We start from the raw sequence: 19,683 nt of genomic DNA on the forward strand, positions 1-19,683 counted from the left end.
AGAGGCAAAAGCTTGACAAATGAAGGGCTGTGTTTAATAAATACTTGTCTATGGTGTCGTTTTTGTGATAGTTTGTGTGGAAAATGATAATTGAGGAAAAGCCGTCAATGAGTAGAGAATCAATCGATAAGAAAAATACATTTAAAATTGGTGCTATTGTTGCAAAAAGAAAGCGACCTTCTGCAAATGTTAAGAAGAGATTTGATCGCGATTTAGTTAAGAGCCAACAGAACTTTTTTGAAGACCCTGTTGCGCACACCGCATTTATGAAAAACGTGATGGAAATCAAAGCTGCTTGACCCTCCCCCCGCCCCACCTGCGGCTGTAAATTTGAAGTAATTAGTTTTCCAGATATGAGAAAGCTCTTGCTCTCCAACTAGTCTTTATCATTTAGTGTTTCAATTCAATTGTACAAATCATCATTATGCCAACCAAGGCTCTTTTAGGAGAAATGGTGATTAGTACAGTTATCTCTGGCGATATCTGAGGTTTATTACAATTAGAAGCGTTTCTTGCCAATTCTTATAGGTCATAGAAGGTTGTAATTTTTGGTTATTACTGTTCAAATTTTCCCATATGGCTGGGAAGTTGATACATTTTCAGCGAAGACTGTTAACAATACTATTTTCATATCGATTACGGAAAGTTGTTGAGGGTGAGATTGCCAGGCGTAATCGCTTTAATCAACAAGCAGGCTTCAACTTGATATACTTACTGGAGGTCGGCTGCATTAGGCTGGATTTTCTCGTGTAACCTCCGGAGTACGTAACTATTTCACGGCATCCGTAAACTTTTTCCCAGCCTTGAATTTGACAACCTTTTTGGCGGCGATCTGCATGGTTTCACCTGTTCTGGGGTTTCGGCCTTCTCGAGCGGGTCGTTCGGCTGCGGAAAAGGTGCCAAAGCCAATCAGCGTTACTTTATCACCGGCTGCTACTGCGTTGGTAATTGTCGTCAATATGCTTGCCAATACCTGTTCGGCAGCTGCTTTACTCATGTCACAGTCTTTTGCTACTTGTTCTATCAGATCGCCTTTGTTCATAATTTTTCCTGTTGTTTTGATATATTATATGGGAATGGCAGGGATACTCTGTTTGACATAGCAAAGCGTTTCTTGTCTGGCAAGGTTATTCCGATTCTTCTTTCTGCTCAGTTTTCATAAATGCTTCGATCTCCCGGGGTGTGTAATAGCGAAAGCGTATTCTTTTGCTCAACCTCCCTGTATATTCGGAAAAAGCCATCACTATCTCTCGTCCCTCGGCCATGAGTTCCTCTCCTTCTTCATGGGAAATGCCATCCATTTCACCAAGCCTGGCCTTGAAGTGAGTATAGGCCATATCAAATTGGCGCAGGATATCAAACATGGTGGATCCAAGGGGTGAGTTGACCTTTAACACTCGGGCGCCCCGTTCTTTGGCCATGTTCATTTTCTTTTCCTGTATTTCCTGCCAGGATGGTTTTGAGGGTTGTTTTTCTGTCATGGTTGCCTCTTTTCGCTATGCGGAAATGGTTTTTTTGTTCTTTTTGATTCGGTAACGATGCCAAAGATCCAGGAAATACACTGAGCCGTAGGGGAAGATTGCCGCCATGACCATAAGTATGGCGCTCTTCGTTGCCACCGGCAGCAAGTGGGGCTTAATCTCAAAAAATCCATCATATATTCGTTCTGCCTTGGCCTCGAATTGCATTGCTATTTTCCAGATATTTTCCGGTGTGCTGAGTCGATACAGTACCAAATAGACAACATAGAGAATAAAGGCCTTGAGTAATAGAGACATGGCCCGACCCACCAACAGGGAGTTGATGGCTTTTCTGGTAATATTGCCGACATAATAACGGCTGATGTAGCAACACATGGCAGTATTGACGAGCAATACAATGTAAGGGATACAGCCGAAGGCAATGCGGCTGAAAAGGTCGAGTTGTCTGAAGACAAAAGGAAAAAGGTAGAAATGAAACACCGGAAAAAGCAAAACCAGGGTAAATCCTTCGTGAAACCCGCTTTTCAGGCCAATCTTGAAGAAATCGATAGTCCGCTCCAAGGTAAGAAATTCAGCCGGAATGTTCTGCCCCTTGCTTTCGATGACGTAAAACTGTTGAACCTCTGAAATAGCGTTCAGTAGATTCTTAGGTTTATAAATGCGTCCACTATCGGTGGTGATGATTTGGGCATTGGTATCATTTTGCCCTTTATTTTCCCATTCTCTGCCCTTCACTTGCTTTGCTTCTGGGAGGTGTTTTCAAGGTAGGGGCTGACTTTGACTATATCACGCAACATCTGCGGCTTGGCTTGTTCCATCTCTGCAATAGAGCCAAAAGCCTCAGCATGAAACGGTGTGTAATAGCCTTTTATGTCTTTGCCTATTTTTCGCGTCACTGTGAAATAACCGCCAAAATAGTTGTCTTTGATAAGTCCTCTGGCAATGACGTCATGCTCTGCACGGAAATGGGAGACAATAGTGAGCAACACCCTGCGCATGGATTCATCCCGCTGTGCCATGGTGGTGATTTCCATGCACCCGGCCTTTTCCGCCATTTTGCGTGTGACCTCTTCTAGCACCTTGGTTTGAAAGTAGACGTGACCATCGGACATGGAAAAGGCCAGAAATCTACGGCCAAACATCTTGTTGATATACGGCTTTAATGCATCCAGGAAGCCTGCAGGATCAAACCAGGCGGAAATGTCCACCTGTTGTAGCGATTCAGGACGTATTTTCTTTTTCTCAGGAGGATCTTGATCGTTATAGATGTCTATCTGGGCTTGCTGAGCTGCTGCTTGTCCTCTCACTTGTTGTGTTTCTTGGATATCGGAGGTTCCTTGCTCGATTTTTTCAGGCCCTTTTTTTAAGACAGCCTCTTCTAACTCCTGCTGTCTGGCCAGCTGATCTGCCTTTTTTAAGGTTTTGCCAAGCAATCCCTGGGGAAGTTTATGATGGAGTTTGATTGCCTGAAGAATCTCCTTTTTTTTCGGTAGTTCCTTAAAACCAGGAATAGAGGCAAGGGGACGACCGGCAGCAAGTGGATGTTCTCCAAGGGAATAGAGGTATCCGCGTACGGATTTAAGTTTTCCCAGATCGTGCGCCAACGCGGCAATCATGGTATCAGGGATCACATGCCAGGCCTTACTTTCCGAGAGGAGTTGTACCACTATTTCTGCCACGTTGAGGGAGTGATCAAGCAAGGTCGTTTTCGCTAAAATTTGGTAGGTGTTATCATCCCAGCCGCCCTCTACATCACCTTGAACATCAACTACTGAAGGACAGTGTCCTTCTTTGTCCAGCAATGTCAGAATCTGTCCACAAACTGTTTGTTGCTGCGGGAATTTTTTAAACCAGGCCCATGTGTGAATTTTTTGCATAAAAGCTGCTGCCCTTGGATCACACAGCTGTAACTCCTCATCGTTCTGAACACGAGGCTCCTTCTCACGCCATAAGGGAGAGAGTTCTGATATATGTATTGATCGTCTCCCTTCCTTTGTCCATAGATTGGACAAATCACGCAAATGCACCTGCTGGACAGCCTGTTCTTTTTTTTTACCAAAAACTAGAAGAACGATGATGATCATTATCAGCACAAATGCCAAGCAGATGACACCATCGTTCCATCCGATGTCAGCAAACCATATACTGAGACTCTTCATCCGCTCCAGCATTACTGTTTGGTGGAGGTGGCTGCCATGGTTGTCCCCGCCAGTTCAGGGAATATGACGTTTAGTTCACTGTCAAGCACTGTGGCTGTCTTGCCTTTGTAGGTACCGGTATAGGTGTTCAGGAATATTTCACGGGGAGCCATGTTCAGGATTTCTGTATGCTTGATGCGAACTTCTTCTGTCTCGCGGATCGACAGGCCACCACCGACAGAGATAATTGGTGAAAACCGTCGTTCTTCTCCAAGATGTCTTGATACATAGCTTGCGGTGCTTGCATCCGGTACCCGCATAAAGAGCTTGGTGTTACAGTTGTCGAGGATAGTATTGGCTCGATCCTCTCCTACCTCGGCGTAAAGCTGGCTGATTGACTGGCAATATCCATGGATATACACGCCAGCACCACCAGCTTTGGCAAAAAGGTCCTCGATGCCATTGTAGAGTACCGACTGGGCTTCATCGATATGGAGTACGAGGGGAGGGGTGACACTTTTACCACTGGAGTAGACCCGACCGACAAAGGCCTGAATCATGGAAATGATCACCTTGCCGGCAGTATAGGCCGCTCTTTTGGTAAGCAGTGAACCTAACTGCACCACCAGGATGATTCCTTTCCCTTGTTCCAGCCGCTTAATGAAGCGGTTTTCATCAGCCTTGCCGATAATCTGCCCAACGTTTCCGGAGGTTAACTCGGTCAGGGCAACACGGAGCGAACTGGCCACTTTAGAATAATAATCCGCCGGAGTGGAGAGGATCTTTTGCATATCCATTGAAAGCTGTTCAGCTTCAGGGGTGCTGATGTAATCCAGTTGTTCCTTTAGTCGTTCCAGGTCCTGGTGGCTGATATGGTTTTTAATATCGTTAAGATTAAACGAGGGAGCTGCGCCATTCACCTCGGCGAGCATGATAAGCGCCTGGACTACTACTAAACTCACTTCATAGGCAACTCCGAAAAAATATGGTTCCCGGCCTACTGCCACGCCAGCAGTAATATGGGCAACCAGTTCTTCCGGCATGTAATAGGAAGAAAGAGGATCGAGGATGGCGCTGTATTGTGGAAAGATGGGGGTGATTAACATCAGGTCGTGGTGGCGGCCGGTAGCTATAGCCAATTGGGTAATTTTTGAAAACAGATCGATATCTCCTTTAGGATCAATGGCCACCACGGAATAGCCCTTGCTGATATCCTGTTCAATAATATGTTCCATGATCCTGGTCTTGCCGACCCTTGTGGTACCAAAACACCAGAAATGGCCTTTACGGAAATTATCTGGGAACCCCAACTCTCTGATTGTTTCGGGCCGATCAAGATGGACACCGGTTCCTATATGTGTCCATAGCGGATCTTGCTTAGTGTTTTTACCTATCATTTTGATCCGTTGCCAAACCTGACCTCCAGCTTTTCCCCCAGCTCTCCTGTTACCGCGAGGATTGCCGATTTAGGTATTCTCTTGGAAGCGAGAACAAAACTTTTCCGGCCTACATACCGCTTGATACAGCGTATGGAGATTGTATCGGCAGGATGGCCAAGCTGCTCTTTAAGCAAGGCCTCAACCAATGTTTTGGAGACTCGGTCAACCACAACGTTTAGTCTGGGGGTGCCTTTAAGCAGTATTGGCTCGACTCGCCGGAGGTGAAAGGCCCGCTTCGCGCCAACAGAGAAACACGGAGAAGTCCGTTCGTGCACACCAATACGGTTCAGTGGGCATGTCGCAAGGATCGTCTCACCGGGGATGACTTCTGTTTCAACATATAGATTGTGCTCCGCATCGCGGCCTGTGACCTCACCCCAACGCAGTTCTTTTTCGTAATACTTATAGTGCGTGGTTTGTTTGAGTAGAGCAACTTTGGATATACTTTTTTCAAGTCGCTTTTTCAGCGTGTTGAGGCCCCTCATTCTCGTGAAATCAATCTCGGCCTGCATTACTACGCCTCTGGTTTTATGGTAAGCCACGGCTTCAAGTTGCAGGTCATCATTGAAAAATACCATCACCTCACATCCATGCCATTGGGAGAGCATGACTGAAAAGACATTCTCAATCTCTCGCATGACCTCACTTTTAGTTAAGCCGTATTGGGCAGTAAAAAGGGAGATGATTTCCAGCATGGCGGCTCTTTGGTCTTGTTGAATTGTTTCAGTTCATTCCTTTGCTGTCCTATATGCTTTTTTCTGGAGGGATGACTTGTAAAGTGAATTAATTTGCCGCCTTTGTTCTCGGGTGAATGAAAATGCCTATTACAGAGTTGTATAACTCGTATTATGGATGTGTTTTTCGTAATGAGGTGACCAGACAGCATTTAGAGGTGAAAGGGAGAAGCGCTAATCAAAGAATTGTTGCGGAACTACAGAATTATCTATCTGATCGGTCTCAGGTAGAAAAAAAGACTTTCGGGACTAAAATTGCTGATACATATTAATCGGTGGGTATCCTGAGTTGTAGAAGTCGAGATCTGAACTGACAGGTTTGATGATCAAGTTTATACTCAATCTGGCAGTCCCTCGGCGATGTACAGGAAGGTAAAATAGAGTTACTGGTAGGATTTCAGAACTTCGATGTGGCAATGTTAACGCTGCTAATCAGCCTATGCGATTGGCAGTCAGCTGCATTTGCCTTGTTTGGTTAAACGCAACGTCTACTACAGCCCAGAGATAACGCCTTGTTAATGGCCTTCTGGTATCAACTAAATTAAATAGCGATCTAAATTGACTTTACCCCAACGATTACTGTCAAAGTAAGCCCCACAACAAAAGAAATAATTTGAAGAATCGATGGCAATTTAATGTTTTTGCCTCTAATCGATACAGGAACCGACTCTTTTTCTGCTTCCAACGTTCCTGTTAGAGCCATCAGTGTCCATACCCCAAAGAAAACTGACGCCAAGAAGGCCAACCATGATAGTAACGCGTAAACGTAGACGGTTTGATCTGGTGTTGTTACAAAGTCCTTGGAGAAGGTTATTTCAAGTGCGATGATACCAGTTGCCAGTGTAATGAGCTGCTTTGTGGTGTCGCGAGCAAACTCGAATGCCGTTTTTCTTAAGTCATTCATCGCATATTCCTTTTAACAGAATGGCCATATCGGACACAGAGCAGTGAAAGCATCTTTAATAACGATTTGTTGTAGCTCGTCGGGGTCCAGTGATCTGGCTTGAATTAGCAACGATCCCACATTTTGTTCCGCACGATCAATCATTTTTTGGAAGTTAGCCTTCGCAAGAGAAATCTTGTCTTCATTATCCAGGTAGCCATCTAATTGAATTCGATCGATACCATGAAGTATCCACGCATAGATTTCATTCCGAAACCCCACTTTTGAGATGAGACTGCCTGCAATAGCAAGAAACTCTCTTTCAATGTCTTCTGGGCTCGCCATGTTTTCTCCTTGCTAAAGGTTTTTCTTGAATCTCTTAAGACCTAATCGCTGGGCTGAACGCAGTTAGCACCGTGATTCCTGGCGGCGAAGTCGCCAGGAACGTGTAAAGTAACCGGCGAGCTTCAGTGAGTTCGTGTTGACCCGTTTGTACAAACGGTTCAGATGGTGGTTCGCTATGCTCTCACAATCTAACCTTATTCGTTATATACCATCATATTTCACGTAAAAGTGTTTGAGCATCATTCACGACATCCATAACACCACCGCCAGTTTTAATACTCAGCATTTTCACAAGGCTATGAAGATCTGCATACTGTATGAATTGATATTTTTCCTTCTTTTTATTAATTTTGCGCATTTCTGGAGTGCTTTGATAGTCAAGAGCCCATTGTTCGGCGAGTGTTCCACTACTAGAGTTGGCGCCTCTCGAAATCGGAATTAATCGTACAAACATGTAACCCATGACCTCTGACATTCTCCGATTCCATATATGATCTAGAACCAAGTCGGTTAAATCCTCATCAGGAAACGCTTTTATATACGCTTTTCTGTAGGCATTGTATTTTACATGCACCCAAACCTGCATTGTTTTATGTAATATATGAGACTGAGATAACTTCCATACGGCCAATTTTTTATTGATCGTTTTCGGTGTCTCTACATGGACTAAAAATGCTTTATTTTTATTCCCTCCGGACAAATCCCGGACTATTTCACCGACATAATTGGCTATAGATGCTTTGTCTCTAGCTGCAACCGGGAGATGGAGCGATTCCGGCATTACCCATTTTTCTAAAGCCTCTTTTCTAGCTGCGAAATCAATATCAGGCATAAACGTCTCTTTTCTATATCTGTCTACACATAACAAATTGTAATAAATTGAAAAAAAATATAATATTGCCTTCTGGTTGGATAGTTTTTCCACTTTATCTCATATTAAAATACAAAATGTGGAAAATTTGCAGAGCTTTCTCGTTATTTCGCCGGAAGCAGTTAAATTGATGATATCAAACAGTTGATATCATATCCAGTGGCAAGGTTACTAAAGATAAAAATTTTCGAAGGTAAGCTTCTTCCTGAACATCTTCAGGGGGTAGGTGTGTCTGAAAGTGGCTGTCAGGCAAAATTGAGAGCTGTTTTTATTAACCTGTCTGATCAAGTCTGAGCTACTACAACTGAGTTGCAGGAACATCGAATCGATAAGACACACATTCATGTAAATATCTCTATTTCCCGTCAGCCTGTGATTTTGTAAGGCACTCTATACTGCAAATACAAGTATTATTTCCAAGATTGAGAGATGTCCAATTGGCAGTCATTGTCCCACAAATCCTGCACGGGTAAGCCTTGTTAAGATGGTTATAAGATTCCGTCTTTTTTGTCTCTTCTTTAGGTCGTTTTGGTATAGGTGGTGGTTTTGAAATATAGTTTTTTTGTGTCGTATGATTAGTTGCTTTCGTAAGATTTTTCAGCCGGTGTTTCTCGATTTCTTTCTGTAGTAGGCGCTCTTCCTCGCGTCGTTTTTCTTCTTCAATTTTCCTTAGCCGTTCCCGCTCTTGGGCTTCTTTCCTTAACGTCTCCAGGAGTTCATGTTCACCAGGATGAACAAACTCACCTGTTTGAGGGAAGAAAAGCATTTGGTCCAAATCATTTTTCAACTTAAAATCAAAACTGTATTTCTGTGGTAAATGAATGCAATCCAGGCCACGTAGGGTCAAAATCGTTTTTTCATGGACATCGAGGTAGGTTAATGCACTATCAAACCGGGAATACAATTGGTTATAATCAGAGGAAAATGTAAAATCCCTTTCGGTGGGAGTCAGGTGAACAGCTTGCTGATCTTCTTCATCCATCTTCAACATATCTATCAACGGCACCCATACAATTGAAATGCCCAATTGAGTAAACATATGTTGCAGTGACGAACGATCTCGGATCCCCCTCTCGACAATCCAATAACCAATCCTGATTTCATTTGATATTTCAACAAAACAGTCAATTGGACGTGGGAGAGTTGTTAGTGGGAAATGTTTCTCAACCGTCACCTTGTTTCCGAGTTTTTTCTTCAGCCAGGCGTACAGCAAACTTTTAGCTTGCAAGACATTAGGTGATTCATGCTGTAATGGGCAATTACTCAGATCCTTATGAGCGAAGTGCCATCGTTTTTTCTTGCCTGCTCTAACATGAACTGGTTGCTTGCAACCGGGACAGACTAACTCATCTTCTTGTCCCATTTTTCTGAGAGGAACTATTGTGTCCTCATCCCAGTACGGATCAAGAATTATTATTTCTTCATCTGTTTTGCAATCCAGTACTTTGAACATTCGTATTTGTTTGTGGTTGTTCTACTCCGCCAATTTTTCCTCAATGCTTGCCCCTAGCGGTATCCAGGCATAGTCGGAAGTCACATCACCAAAGAAGCCGTTGCCAGGCAGCTTACAAATTACCCTTGAAGGACTGACCATAACTCTCCCCCCTCAACTATCTCAATGAAACGCTGAGCTGAAAATCCATCTGGAAACATGTCATCCTCAGGCAGTGCATCTTTTGTTAGCAGGTTGCCTGCCAGTAGTTGCCGTTCATTCCTTAAAATCACAATTAAGCCTTCTAAAGAAACTTTCAGATATCCACCTATCAGTTCCTGATCGTGCTCGATCGAGGTATCCACAATCCAGGGGTGGATTTTAATACCACCTTTCTGAGCTGGAAGTTGAAGCTTTGACTGCAGATCAACATCACCTTCGATGGCATGAGCTATGGCCTTTTCCTTCCGTTTGATCTGTTGTGATGCTTTGCGCAAGGTTGTTGTTCGATGGATCCATGCCTCTTGCTTAGTCTTTCTGATATATGTCGATTTTATCTCCAAAACGAGAATATGGCCATCCATGTAGCAGATAAGGTCAACTTCACCAGGATCGCTCCCGTTTACTATGTCTGGTTGATAAGATTGAACAACAGCAAATCCTTTGTCTTTAAGCACGTCCCCTAAACGTGCCTCGATAAGATGGGTCTCCTGCTGTCGACTTTTTCGTCTACTGCCAATTCTTCGTAGATTGTTAACGGCAGCTGTGGAATTGTTCTGGGAGGCCATTAACCACGGCAACTGGAGACCATAGTTTCCAAGGTTGATAATGGGTTGTTCATGGAATTCAGGTACTGGACTGTACGGTTGTTTTTTTATCCTTTGAGCAAGGCTTTTTAAATCGTTACTCCAGAACTCTAGAATAGCCTCAGCTTGTTTAATGTTCCCCTCAGGATTCGATTCTGAAACGGTCCATGATTTTATACGCTGCGCTTTTTCAGAGGGTTCTGTCCATGTGAGAGGAAAACGGTTTTCACCAATGGAAATCCCTTCCAGCATCAGTTGAGAAAGGGCTTTGAGCCAGTTTCCAGACGTTTGATAATGTTCTTGAAATTTAGCTATGTAAGATACGTTGAAAAATGCCGTCATTAACTCAAGTGAGTGTAAGGCTTTAAACAGGTCAACGTCTGTTCCATCAGGTAATGCAATTTTTGGATCCAGGCCGAATATTTCATCAAGCTGCAGGTACACCTGGCATGCTTTGATATACGCTAGACGGTTATTTGTATCATTTTCCGGTGTTCCAAATTCCTGGTTAGGCAAGTCTGATTGTGAATATTGAATGAATGCTCTGTTAAACCAATATTCGTGGAGTGCTGATAATTTTCGACCATTGAAATCCCACTCTGATTCTTCTGGGATTTCTACAGGGTATATCGTCAAATGATCTCCTTCGAATTTATAGCGATAGTCATCGTCGAAACAAAATTCGAAGACCGTTTGATGCAAGAAATCAGTCCGCCTTACTACAGCTGCAATAAGCTCAGTGAACAGTTCTAAGTTCTTGAAGCATAACGTAGGATTGCTTTCCCCCGGAAGAAGCAATGGCATCAGGTGTTGCTTGAGGGATCTCGTCAAAAAACGTTCATTTAACCGTAGATCGTTTTCGTCACGAGTTCGTAATTTCCAGACAAGAAGCTCATTCAACGCATCTGTAGCTTTTTGATTATGTTCGAGCCACTGCTCATAGAGTTCTGCCAATCTCAAAGGGTCAGGCACAAGATTTTGAAAAGAAAAAAGGCTTCCATATAACAAGAACTCAAAAACGGTTAGCGTATCTAATTGTCTTTGAAGCTCAGCAATGATTTGATCGTGTGATAGCAGCTCTTCATGGAGGTAGTGGCATGCTCGTAAGAAATCCTGAAAATCATCACTTGCGCCAGCTGATACTTTTTGTATCTGTGCCCATGATTGTGAATCTGGCCGGAGAAAAATTTGGGAGTAGCGTATCCCACGCTTAAGGGTCTCGGGAGCATGGTGCATTAACTTCTTTAACGCTCCATGATCATCGAAATCGAAATAAAGGGAACGGCCAAGCGCGTATGCTATGAGGTCAGATGAGAAATAGGTAGATGGTAATGTTTGCCAGAAATTACATTTCCAGAAAGCGATTGATCGGATCTGAGCGGTGATTCCTTTTTTTACTGGCTTACTGTCGAGATAGTAGTGAGCACAAGATTCGACTGCCAGTTCCTGAGAACCTGTTGATATCAGGACACCTTCGAAATGCTTGTCATAGGCAAGCCTGCATTGATCAACGTTATTGTTGGAAATCATGAATATGTGGCCACTCAATTAGCTCATGTGTTTATAAATATTCAGGACTAAGGCGGTCTTGGTAAGTGTCATGTATCTCCTTTGCATGACTGCATAATTGCCAATTTGTAGAGCATATGATCACGTTTAAATGGTCTTCTCAGGCATGTCAACCAAATTTGCTTTCAGATCAGATAGATACTGATCCTATACCTTTTTTGGGTGTCGAACTATTTACAATAGGAACTGGATTTTTCTCCTTGCTTTTTCCACTGTCAGGTATCATTATATTTTTAATATTCCACTTGTTTCACACAAGTAATCCCTCTTCGCAGGGAAATAGCTGGGTATCTGGTTAATTGCATCCGGATGGACTGCACAGATCACCCTTGGATCCACCAAAAGTTATACCATTAGAGCAAAAGACAGTTTAATCGCAAAGGCGAACTTCTCTTCTTGCAACATAGTGTGACTACTCTAATAGCAGAATTCTGTCTTGAATCTCTGCTCCTTTTTCTTTCCCCTTATTCTATGTCCGGCAGCTGAACTTCACCTCGTTTGAGATGTGTTCTGTTTAATCGCCCGGCATTTATTTTGTAATCAATCACAACCCCATTAACGGGAGTGCAACACATGCTCCCAACAGGGGAATTGTTGTTTCACTTCCACTATTCAGGAGGAAACAACAATGGCTGAAACCAACACTCTCACTAAACAGGTAGAAGAGATCAATGCAGAGCTTCGGGCTTTTGGCCGGGAGGCTGTGCAGGAGATCAAGATGATGAAAGACGGTAAGGTGATCGGACAGATTCGTTATGGCTATAAACCGCAGTATGTCTTTGACGCTGTAAATAGCGTCCTGCTGCCTGAAAACTGGCGATACGAAGTTGTCTGCAAAGAAATCTTTGATCATCAGGTTGTTGCTGAGGTACGGCTCTATATCCGCGTGAAGGATGATGAGTGGATCTGTAAAGGATCGCAGACCGGGCAGATGCAAATCGTAAAAGGAAATATCGGTGATGCCTATAAAGGGGCTATCACGGATGCTCTCCAGAAATGCCTGTCACTCCTCTCTATTGGAACAGATGCTTACAGGGGACTGCTTCGTGAGGTTTATCTTTCCGGTAAGCAGCCAGCTGCAAAAGCACCCAATCACCAATCACAGCACACCAAAGCATCAACTCAAACAAACAAAACCGCTAAACCTACCAATAATGGAGAACTGCCCAAGATAGCCGGTATCAAATACCAGCATAAAGATGGGATCGTTGTAGCTGTCGGTAATTCATTTGATAAAAAGGAACTGCTCAAATCAGCAGGCTTCAAATGGGATAAGGCGGATAAGAACTGGTACAAAGAGGTCATGGTTCATTAGCACCAGATTCCGCCTATAATTAACATTTCATCTCACCCGACGAGGGAGGACATTGTTTCCCCCTCAAGGGATCCGTGTGTCCTCCCTTTTTCTTTTACGGAGGAAAACATGGATATTCAAAACACCCTACTCACCAGTCTGCGCACGCTCGCGCAACAGCACACAGAAGACACATTAGGCGATCGTAACAATTATCTTGGCGCATCTGATGTTGGATATTGCCCAAGGAAAGTAATTCTTGGAAAAATCCATCCAAGCGAGCACGATCTGGCCACCCTTCTTCGCTTTCAGCGGGGACATATGGCAGAAGACATTATTGCCAGGGCATTTACTGCCGCCGGCTACTGCAACTATGAGCAGCAGGTGGAATTGGTTCTGTCCGGTGATGTTCCCCTCAAAGCCCATGTCGACTTTGTTTTCACTTCCAACACCCACAACATTAAATCCATCCTGGAAGTTAAGAGCACCAATCGGATACCCGATGGACCGTATAGCTCCTGGGAGTCACAGCTCTACATTCAAATGGGTTTGTTAGCCGAGCAATACCCTGAGTATATCATCAAGGGTGCTGTGTTAGCGCTGGATATTGCCAATGGCGAGGTAGCGTTTTTTAACGGCTATGAACCACAGACCACCATCTTCAATGGATTGCAGGAACGGGCCGGAGCCATCTGGTCGGCCTTTCAGGCAATGTTACACCAAGAAGAGGCTCATCTGGATACGGAAGTAAGTCCCCTCTGTGGATTTTGTGACCATATCACAACCTGCCCGCAATTTGAGACGGAACATGTCCCGCAGTTGGCAGGTGTTGTCGAAGCGTTGCAGGAACTGCAGGCCAGGGAGAAAAATGTGCAAGGCGAGATTGCAAAACTCAAAAGGCACCTCCTGGCCGTTGTTGAGCAGAAAGGGCCGATTGCATCTGGCGGATGTTTTCTCAAGAAAGCAACCCGAAGCAGAAAACATCTGAACATGGATCGACTGGAAGCCTTTTTGGCGGAAAGCGGTACCGGCATAGAGGAATATCAGGAAAACCGATCTTTCTCCTTTTTGGAAATCAGGAAAGCAAAGGCCAAGGCAGCCTGAACCCAAAACGCTCCCTCTGGGAGTGCATAACCAACGACCAGAAACACAGTGTTTCTGCGGTATCTACTATTCTTACTTCAAAAGAGGAACGATATGAACAAGGCAATGGTAATCGGCAATGTAGGTAATGATGTACAGGTACGTTACACCCGCAATGAAACCCCTGTGGCAACCTTTTCCGTTGCATCCACTGAGCGCTGGAAAGATGCAGACGGCAATAGGCAGGAGCACACCGAATGGCATCGTATTGTTGCCTGGACAAATCTTGCCGAGATATGCAGTAAGCATCTAGGCAAAGGCGATAAGGTTTTTGTTGAAGGAAAACTGCGTACCCGGAAATGGGAAGACCAGGAAGGCATTACCCGCTACACCACGGAAATTGTCGCAAGGGAACTGGAAATGCTTGGCAGCAGGCAGGAGAGGGTAAACGCTCCGCCCAAAGACAGCCAGGAAGAACCACCCTTGCCAGATGATGTTCCCTTTTAACATTTACGAGTAAATCGATCAGGAAATCCCATCGGCCCAAGCCGCTGCCTGTATTCCAGGATCGGGATTACCATACCACTACAACAACATCCATCTCTACGGGGAAACCTTTCCCCAGTACGGGGTATTGGTTTCTCCGATATCAAAGTGGTACCAGCGATTTACTTCCCAACCAAAATCAGCGGTTTAAAAGTCGACACCATCATCGGTTGAAATCCAGCCACAGATAATCTCCTTCTTCATTTTCTTACGTTTTTCATCCAATCCTGATGCATATCAGGTGTCTTTTCTTCTATTTTTTCCTTTGTAGTTTCTTCTTTTTCTTTTTTTCGACGTGCACATCCCTCAACCCGCGGAGGAGAGAGTGAAGACTTGCACATTTCGATGCGTCTGTTGCAGAAGGATTCTACCAAGGAACCCAAGAGTGCATAACCAGAAGTATTGTGGAGCCAAGGCTTGTCAGCGAGCAAGAAAGAGCAAATGGCAAAGAGAAAAACAGCAGACCGATCCAGATCACCGGGCCAACAAATGCGAGAGCCAGCGGGCCTGGCAGAGGAAAAATCCCTTCTATTGGCAACAGTATCGTCAAAAAAATCCGAATTATTGCGAGCAAAACCGAAAACTGCAACGGGTACGGGACAAGGCCGCGCGCCAGTCAGTCCCGGTGAAGGAGAATCTTGCAAAGATGGATACGTTAGAAAGCCTTTTAAACGATACATCAATGACATATTTCATTTCTGCCGACAGCGGGAATCTTGCAAAGATGGACGCGTTAGCTGTAAAAATAGTCCCAACAACAGCGATATAGGCGATCTTGCAAAGAAGGACTCGATAGTCTTCCGGTAATACATGCGATATCGTAGTGAAAAACGGAGGTCTATCATGCGAAATCCACTTATTATTGAACGTGTCAGGACAATCAGCGGCAGCTTTGCCTTTATCGAGCACCGTTTTCTCCGCCATGGTTTCTGGAGCAGCCTCTCTCATCAAGAGCTGCTGCTCTATTTTTTTCTGGTCATGGTGGCTGACCGGCAGGGGCTGTCTTTTTATTCCTACGACAAAATCTGCACCCTGCTAACCATCAATGTCGATGAATACATTCTTGCCCGGGACGGGCTCCTCAGCAAAAACCTGTTGGCCTTTGACGGCACCTTATTCCAGGTGCTTTCCCTTCCGCCTGAACCTGTACACCAAACGCGGTTACTCCAGAATGAGGAAGATATGCGACGGGAAGATCCGGCAACCATCCATCAGCTTGTTCGGCAATTCAAGGAGGGAAGGACATGATCAGCAGGCGAACGGCACTTGAAATCCTGCAGCTTAAAAAAGAGGGGTTTTCCCAACGCAGCATTGCCAGACAACTGCAACTCGACCGGCAGACCGTGGCGAAATATCTGCAGGACGACAGACCGATGCCTGCCGAGAGGACTGCCAAAAAATCCAAACTCGACCCTTATCGCGAAATGATAGGTGAAATGGTGGATAGCTGCCCGGACATCAAGGCACCGGTAGTACTGCGGAAAATACGGGAGAATGGGTTCACTGGCGAGATCACCATTGTCAGGGCCTTGCTCAGACAATTGCGGGGGCAGCAGGCTCAGCGCCAACCGTTCATCCGCTATGAATCCGAACCAGGTGAGCAGGTACAGATTGACTGGGGCCACTTCCCCTCCCTGAGCTATGGCGCCGGGCATAGAAAACTGTATGCCCTTGCGGTGGTTGAAGGTTACAGTCGTATGCTCTACGTCTATTTCTCCCACAGTCAGAAGCAGGAATATCTGCATCAAGGTTTGCTGGAAGCATTCACCTACTTTGGCGGCACTTCAAGAGAAATCGTGGTCGATAATATGCTCACCGCAGTGACCGAGCGAGTCGGCTCTGTGGTTCGTTTCAATGAGGCTTTCCTCGTGTTTCTCAGCAAGTTCGGCATCCTTCCGCATGCCTGTACAATTCGGTCGCCTTACGAAAAAGGGAAAGTAGAGAATGCGATCAAATACCTGCGTACCAATTTCTGGCCTCTGCGGGAATTCAGCAGCTTGAGTGATGTTCAGGACCAGGTGCATCAATGGCTGGACACTGTAGCCAACGTTAGGAAGCACGCTACCACATCTCAACGGCCGATTGACCGGTTGCATAACCTGCGTCCACTTCCTGAGCCCTTACCTGACTGTCGACAGACTGCATCTCTCAAGGTGCATAAAGACTTCGGTGTGCGCTTTGACACCAATGTTTATTCCGTACCGCCATGGGCCATCGGCAAACAGGTCACCCTCAAGGCAGACAACTCTCTCATCTCAATCTATCTCAAAGAAAAACTCATCGCCTGCCACAGCCGCTGCTGGGAAAGACAGCAGCGAATCGAAGTGCCAGGTCATCGGGAACAGGTGAAAAAAATCAAAAAACGGCTGCTTCAAGATCGACAGGTAGTGGTCTTCCTCTCTTTGGGAGAGGTGGCGCTCCAGTATCTCGAGCGCTTGAACTCACTGCGCCTGCCAATCAGAAAAAATATCGCAGCCCTCCTGATACTGCGCGATGAGTTCGGAGACAGTTCCCTTATCTACGGATTGAAAAAGTCATTGGAGAAAAATGTCATCGGTGCTGATTACGTCCGCAATATCCTCTATCAGGAGATGACTCCGACCAGCACTCATCTGCCGGTACGGCTCAAACAGGAGGACCTTAATGCAATCAGGCTCACAACTCCGGCTTTGGCCGAATACGACGCTATCGCCCTCAAGAGGAGATCAAACAATGGTTGACGAGATAAAAAAGAAATTCAAGGTACTGCGTCTCACACACTGTGCTGAAAATATCGGAGAACTACTGGAACAGGGAGCGCAGAAAAATCTTTCGACTTTGCAAACCATTCACAGGTTGCTCGACTTGGAGATCGAAAAACGCCGCCAGGGAAAGATCCTGCGCTGCTTTAAACAGTCGAAGCTTACCGAACAACCCACCATCGATCAGTTTAACTTTGATCACCATCCTTCCCGCAAGAAACAGAAGGCAGTTATCCTTGGCATGATCGACCTCGAGTTTATTCACCGCAAAATGGATATCATACTGATCGGCAACCCCGGTGTCGGTAAAAGTCTGTTGGCCAAGACTATTGCCTACGCATCCACCCAGGCTGGCATAAAAACTCTGTTCACCTCGGCAATGGACATGATCAATCAACTGGTCGCCGCCCAGGAAAACAATACCTTGCTGAGTAAACTCAAAACGTATCAAAATCCGGATCTACTTGTCTGTGACGAGATAGGTTATCTCCCGCTTGGCCAACAGGGTTCAAATTTGTTTTTCCAGGTTATCAGTGCCCGGCATGAGCAGAAGTCCACCATCATAACGACCAATCTGCCATTCGCACAATGGGGAACCATTTTTGACAGTACCACCGTGGCCACAGCAATAGCCGACCGTCTTGTCTATAACTCGGAGATCCTTGTCATGGAGGGGAAAAGCTATCGCAAAAGAGCATAAGGAGTAAAAATACAACTTCTGGATACTATGGAGGAAATGTCGTCAAGACATCATTCTGAAACGCACAGCTGCGACCAGCCGTTGTTGTGGCTGATTTTTAATCGCTGTTTTTGGTGGGTTTTTGTTCCGCTGATTACAATCAAAGGAGAAAGCTAATGCTCTTTGTACAGGATCAGGATGGTGCATATCTCCCTGCACCCAAAAAAGTAGTGCTCACCGAAGCGAACAAACTCATGGGAAGTCAGTTGCAGCGTGGTGCTTTGATTCTCTCTGCCGACTGCGCCAAAGCAGTAGTCGGTTATAAGCTCCGCAACAGACAGCATGAAGTATTTGCCTGCCTGTTTCTGGATTGTCGGCACAGAGTACTCGTTTTCAAAGAGTTGTTTTTCGGTACCATCAACCACACAACGGTGCATCCCAGGGTGATAGTCAAGGAAGCCCTGCAGCTTAATGCGGCTGCAGTCATCTTGGCTCACAATCATCCATCGGGAGAGAACCAGCCAAGTAAACAGGATATTACGCTCACCAATACACTTGCGGGCATTTTGCACGTCATTGATGTGCGGGTTCTCGACCATCTCATCATTGGTGATGAGGTAACCGCTTTTTCAGATCTGGGACTATTGCCAGATAAATAAAATATATCCCATACCAGGGGCAGACTTGCCCCTTCAGGGGAGTGTCTTGCCCCTATGATAATCTTTAATTATTTCCAGGAGGCAAGACCATGACCATATCCACATCTTTAACCAACGACCAGATAACTACTCTCGCCCCAGCAGCAGGTTCTGTTGAACCCATTAACGGCGTTTCATCCCGGTATTCTTTTGTACCAACCTTAACAGCAGTAGATCTCCTGCGTGATGCAGGTTGGCTACCGATCCATGCGGAACAAAGCGCTGTGCGAAAAGCAGAGCGGGACGGCTACCAGCGGCACCTGATTCGTTTTGCCAAGAATGGTTTGTCCTTTAGCGGCGAGCGGGTAGACCTGGTGCTGTTTAATTCCCACGATCGAGGCTGTGCCTTTAAGTTGATTGCTTCGGTCTGGAGACAGGTCTGTGGCAACGGATTGATGGTTGCTTCGGAGTTTGCCAACTTCAGTCATAAACATATAGGTTTCAGCCCTGATGCCTTTCTCCATTCGGCTGGAGAAATTGCATCTGCAGCCGGGACTATTGCAGATCGGGTTGACGAGATGAAGATAATCGAGATGACTCCAGACGAACGAGGCGTCTTTGCCCAAGCAGCCCACGGTCTGATATATGATGAGCCCGAGCAGGCGCCGGTGCAATCAAGTCAGCTCCTCCGTGAACGGCGCTATGACGATAAAGGTAACGACCTCTGGACGACCTTCAACGTGATCCAGGAAAATGTCATGCGTGGCGGCCTCAAAGGTCTGAGTAGAGGCAGCAACGGACGACTCAGGAGAACAACTACCCGACCGGTCAAGGCACTTGATCGAAACATCAAATTGAACCAGGCTCTTTGGTTTTTAACGGAAAAAATGGCTGAGTTGAAGCAGGACGGGAGTTGCCATACGGCCCTCTCTGCTTGATCTTTAATCTCCAAGCATCAATAACCGTAGCCGTCTCCTTCGGGGGGCGGCTTTTTTTGTCCCATA

Annotated in this window: 21 protein-coding genes; 10 read left to right on the top strand and 11 right to left on the bottom strand. The window is 45.4% G+C overall.

Going from position 1 to position 19,683, the window contains the following annotated elements:
* The first annotated feature begins 107 nt into the window (after nucleotides 1-107).
* Nucleotides 108-299, top strand: coding sequence for a hypothetical protein (locus ACHZCY_RS15285; protein WP_319549490.1), 192 nt, complete (start codon nucleotides 108-110; stop codon nucleotides 297-299).
* Between the two features lie 470 nt (nucleotides 300-769).
* Here the strand turns inward: ACHZCY_RS15285 and ACHZCY_RS15290 are convergent, their stop codons facing one another.
* The 11 genes from ACHZCY_RS15290 to ACHZCY_RS15340 all read right to left on the bottom strand — a co-directional run bounded on the left by ACHZCY_RS15290 (nucleotide 770) and on the right by ACHZCY_RS15340 (nucleotide 11,659).
* Nucleotides 770-1,042 (bottom strand): HU family DNA-binding protein, encoded by a 273-nt coding sequence (locus ACHZCY_RS15290; protein WP_319549491.1) that lies wholly within the window; start codon nucleotides 1,040-1,042, stop codon nucleotides 770-772.
* 85 nt (nucleotides 1,043-1,127) lie between these two features.
* Nucleotides 1,128-1,481, bottom strand: a complete 354-nt coding sequence (locus ACHZCY_RS15295; RefSeq protein ID WP_319549492.1) for a recombinase — start codon at nucleotides 1,479-1,481, stop codon at nucleotides 1,128-1,130.
* Between the two features lie 15 nt (nucleotides 1,482-1,496).
* On the bottom strand, nucleotides 1,497-2,216 hold the full coding sequence (locus ACHZCY_RS15300) for a hypothetical protein (protein ID WP_319549493.1): 720 nt from the start codon (nucleotides 2,214-2,216) through the stop codon (nucleotides 1,497-1,499).
* Nucleotides 2,213-3,640, bottom strand: coding sequence for an HD domain-containing protein (locus ACHZCY_RS15305; protein ID WP_319549494.1), 1,428 nt, complete (start codon nucleotides 3,638-3,640; stop codon nucleotides 2,213-2,215). Before ACHZCY_RS15305 ends, ACHZCY_RS15300 begins: the two co-directional genes overlap by 4 nt.
* A gap of 11 nt (nucleotides 3,641-3,651) precedes the next feature.
* The gene (locus tag ACHZCY_RS15310) at nucleotides 3,652-5,016 is read right to left on the bottom strand and encodes a type IV secretory system conjugative DNA transfer family protein (RefSeq protein WP_319549495.1); all 1,365 of its coding nucleotides are present in this window, start codon (nucleotides 5,014-5,016) and stop codon (nucleotides 3,652-3,654) included.
* Complete coding sequence (locus ACHZCY_RS15315) at nucleotides 5,013-5,753, bottom strand: hypothetical protein (protein WP_319549496.1); 741 nt, start codon at nucleotides 5,751-5,753, stop codon at nucleotides 5,013-5,015. The genes ACHZCY_RS15310 and ACHZCY_RS15315 overlap by 4 nt, the downstream gene beginning before the upstream one ends.
* A 592-nt stretch (nucleotides 5,754-6,345) precedes the next feature.
* Nucleotides 6,346-6,696 (bottom strand): hypothetical protein, encoded by a 351-nt coding sequence (locus ACHZCY_RS15320; protein WP_319549497.1) that lies wholly within the window; start codon nucleotides 6,694-6,696, stop codon nucleotides 6,346-6,348.
* 12 nt (nucleotides 6,697-6,708) lie between these two features.
* The gene (locus ACHZCY_RS15325; RefSeq protein WP_319549498.1) at nucleotides 6,709-7,020 is read right to left on the bottom strand and encodes a hypothetical protein; all 312 of its coding nucleotides are present in this window, start codon (nucleotides 7,018-7,020) and stop codon (nucleotides 6,709-6,711) included.
* Nucleotides 7,021-7,231: 211 nt separating this feature from the next.
* Nucleotides 7,232-7,852: a hypothetical protein gene (locus ACHZCY_RS15330; RefSeq protein WP_319549499.1), complete on the bottom strand. Its 621-nt coding sequence runs from the start codon at nucleotides 7,850-7,852 to the stop codon at nucleotides 7,232-7,234.
* A gap of 394 nt (nucleotides 7,853-8,246) precedes the next feature.
* Entirely contained in the window at nucleotides 8,247-9,344 is a 1,098-nt protein-coding gene (locus ACHZCY_RS15335; protein ID WP_319549500.1) for a competence protein CoiA family protein, read from the bottom strand.
* Nucleotides 9,345-9,463: 119 nt separating this feature from the next.
* On the bottom strand, nucleotides 9,464-11,659 hold the full coding sequence (locus ACHZCY_RS15340) for a hypothetical protein (RefSeq protein WP_319549501.1): 2,196 nt from the start codon (nucleotides 11,657-11,659) through the stop codon (nucleotides 9,464-9,466).
* Nucleotides 11,660-12,326: 667 nt separating this feature from the next.
* Here ACHZCY_RS15340 and ACHZCY_RS15345 point away from each other — a divergent pair.
* The 9 genes from ACHZCY_RS15345 (at nucleotide 12,327) to ACHZCY_RS15385 (ending at nucleotide 19,617) form a co-directional block, all read left to right on the top strand.
* Nucleotides 12,327-13,013, top strand: coding sequence for a hypothetical protein (locus tag ACHZCY_RS15345; RefSeq protein ID WP_319549502.1), 687 nt, complete (start codon nucleotides 12,327-12,329; stop codon nucleotides 13,011-13,013).
* A 108-nt stretch (nucleotides 13,014-13,121) separates the two neighbouring features.
* On the top strand, nucleotides 13,122-14,096 hold the full coding sequence (locus tag ACHZCY_RS15350) for a hypothetical protein (RefSeq protein ID WP_319549503.1): 975 nt from the start codon (nucleotides 13,122-13,124) through the stop codon (nucleotides 14,094-14,096).
* Between the two features lie 93 nt (nucleotides 14,097-14,189).
* Nucleotides 14,190-14,582: a single-stranded DNA-binding protein gene (locus tag ACHZCY_RS15355; protein WP_319549504.1), complete on the top strand. Its 393-nt coding sequence runs from the start codon at nucleotides 14,190-14,192 to the stop codon at nucleotides 14,580-14,582.
* 424 nt (nucleotides 14,583-15,006) lie between these two features.
* Complete coding sequence (locus ACHZCY_RS15360; RefSeq protein ID WP_319548963.1) at nucleotides 15,007-15,390, top strand: hypothetical protein; 384 nt, start codon at nucleotides 15,007-15,009, stop codon at nucleotides 15,388-15,390.
* Between the two features lie 74 nt (nucleotides 15,391-15,464).
* Nucleotides 15,465-15,869, top strand: coding sequence for a hypothetical protein (locus tag ACHZCY_RS15365; protein WP_319548962.1), 405 nt, complete (start codon nucleotides 15,465-15,467; stop codon nucleotides 15,867-15,869).
* Nucleotides 15,866-17,341, top strand: coding sequence for an IS21 family transposase (gene istA, locus ACHZCY_RS15370; RefSeq protein WP_319549144.1), 1,476 nt, complete (start codon nucleotides 15,866-15,868; stop codon nucleotides 17,339-17,341). Before ACHZCY_RS15365 ends, istA begins: the two co-directional genes overlap by 4 nt.
* A complete protein-coding gene (gene istB / locus ACHZCY_RS15375; RefSeq protein WP_319549145.1) occupies nucleotides 17,334-18,062 on the top strand; it encodes an IS21-like element helper ATPase IstB in 729 nt (242 codons plus the stop codon). Before istA ends, istB begins: the two co-directional genes overlap by 8 nt.
* A 155-nt stretch (nucleotides 18,063-18,217) precedes the next feature.
* Entirely contained in the window at nucleotides 18,218-18,700 is a 483-nt protein-coding gene (locus ACHZCY_RS15380; protein ID WP_319549505.1) for a JAB domain-containing protein, read from the top strand.
* An 89-nt stretch (nucleotides 18,701-18,789) separates the two neighbouring features.
* Nucleotides 18,790-19,617 (top strand): DUF932 domain-containing protein, encoded by an 828-nt coding sequence (locus ACHZCY_RS15385; RefSeq protein WP_319549506.1) that lies wholly within the window; start codon nucleotides 18,790-18,792, stop codon nucleotides 19,615-19,617.
* Nucleotides 19,618-19,683: the final 66 nt, after the last annotated feature.

Origin of the sequence: Desulfogranum marinum, from assembly GCF_963675105.2 — a bacterium.
GTDB classification, from domain to species: Bacteria; Desulfobacterota; Desulfobulbia; order Desulfobulbales; family Desulfobulbaceae; genus Desulfogranum; species Desulfogranum marinum.

Coding starts and splice junctions, on each gene's coding strand:
- ACHZCY_RS15355 (WP_319549504.1), top strand. CDS start 14,190: ATGAACAAGGCAATGGTAATCGGCAATGTAGGTAATGATGTACAGGTA.
- ACHZCY_RS15310 (WP_319549495.1), bottom strand. CDS start 5,016: ATGATAGGTAAAAACACTAAGCAAGATCCGCTATGGACACATATAGGA.
- ACHZCY_RS15340 (WP_319549501.1), bottom strand. CDS start 11,659: ATGATTTCCAACAATAACGTTGATCAATGCAGGCTTGCCTATGACAAG.
- ACHZCY_RS15290 (WP_319549491.1), bottom strand. CDS start 1,042: ATGAACAAAGGCGATCTGATAGAACAAGTAGCAAAAGACTGTGACATG.
- ACHZCY_RS15380 (WP_319549505.1), top strand. CDS start 18,218: ATGCTCTTTGTACAGGATCAGGATGGTGCATATCTCCCTGCACCCAAA.
- istA (WP_319549144.1), top strand. CDS start 15,866: ATGATCAGCAGGCGAACGGCACTTGAAATCCTGCAGCTTAAAAAAGAG.
- ACHZCY_RS15335 (WP_319549500.1), bottom strand. CDS start 9,344: ATGTTCAAAGTACTGGATTGCAAAACAGATGAAGAAATAATAATTCTT.
- ACHZCY_RS15350 (WP_319549503.1), top strand. CDS start 13,122: ATGGATATTCAAAACACCCTACTCACCAGTCTGCGCACGCTCGCGCAA.
- ACHZCY_RS15315 (WP_319549496.1), bottom strand. CDS start 5,753: ATGCTGGAAATCATCTCCCTTTTTACTGCCCAATACGGCTTAACTAAA.
- ACHZCY_RS15320 (WP_319549497.1), bottom strand. CDS start 6,696: ATGAATGACTTAAGAAAAACGGCATTCGAGTTTGCTCGCGACACCACA.
- ACHZCY_RS15325 (WP_319549498.1), bottom strand. CDS start 7,020: ATGGCGAGCCCAGAAGACATTGAAAGAGAGTTTCTTGCTATTGCAGGC.
- ACHZCY_RS15365 (WP_319548962.1), top strand. CDS start 15,465: ATGCGAAATCCACTTATTATTGAACGTGTCAGGACAATCAGCGGCAGC.
- ACHZCY_RS15295 (WP_319549492.1), bottom strand. CDS start 1,481: ATGACAGAAAAACAACCCTCAAAACCATCCTGGCAGGAAATACAGGAA.
- ACHZCY_RS15345 (WP_319549502.1), top strand. CDS start 12,327: ATGGCTGAAACCAACACTCTCACTAAACAGGTAGAAGAGATCAATGCA.
- istB (WP_319549145.1), top strand. CDS start 17,334: ATGGTTGACGAGATAAAAAAGAAATTCAAGGTACTGCGTCTCACACAC.
- ACHZCY_RS15285 (WP_319549490.1), top strand. CDS start 108: ATGAGTAGAGAATCAATCGATAAGAAAAATACATTTAAAATTGGTGCT.
- ACHZCY_RS15330 (WP_319549499.1), bottom strand. CDS start 7,852: ATGCCTGATATTGATTTCGCAGCTAGAAAAGAGGCTTTAGAAAAATGG.
- ACHZCY_RS15385 (WP_319549506.1), top strand. CDS start 18,790: ATGACCATATCCACATCTTTAACCAACGACCAGATAACTACTCTCGCC.
- ACHZCY_RS15305 (WP_319549494.1), bottom strand. CDS start 3,640: ATGAAGAGTCTCAGTATATGGTTTGCTGACATCGGATGGAACGATGGT.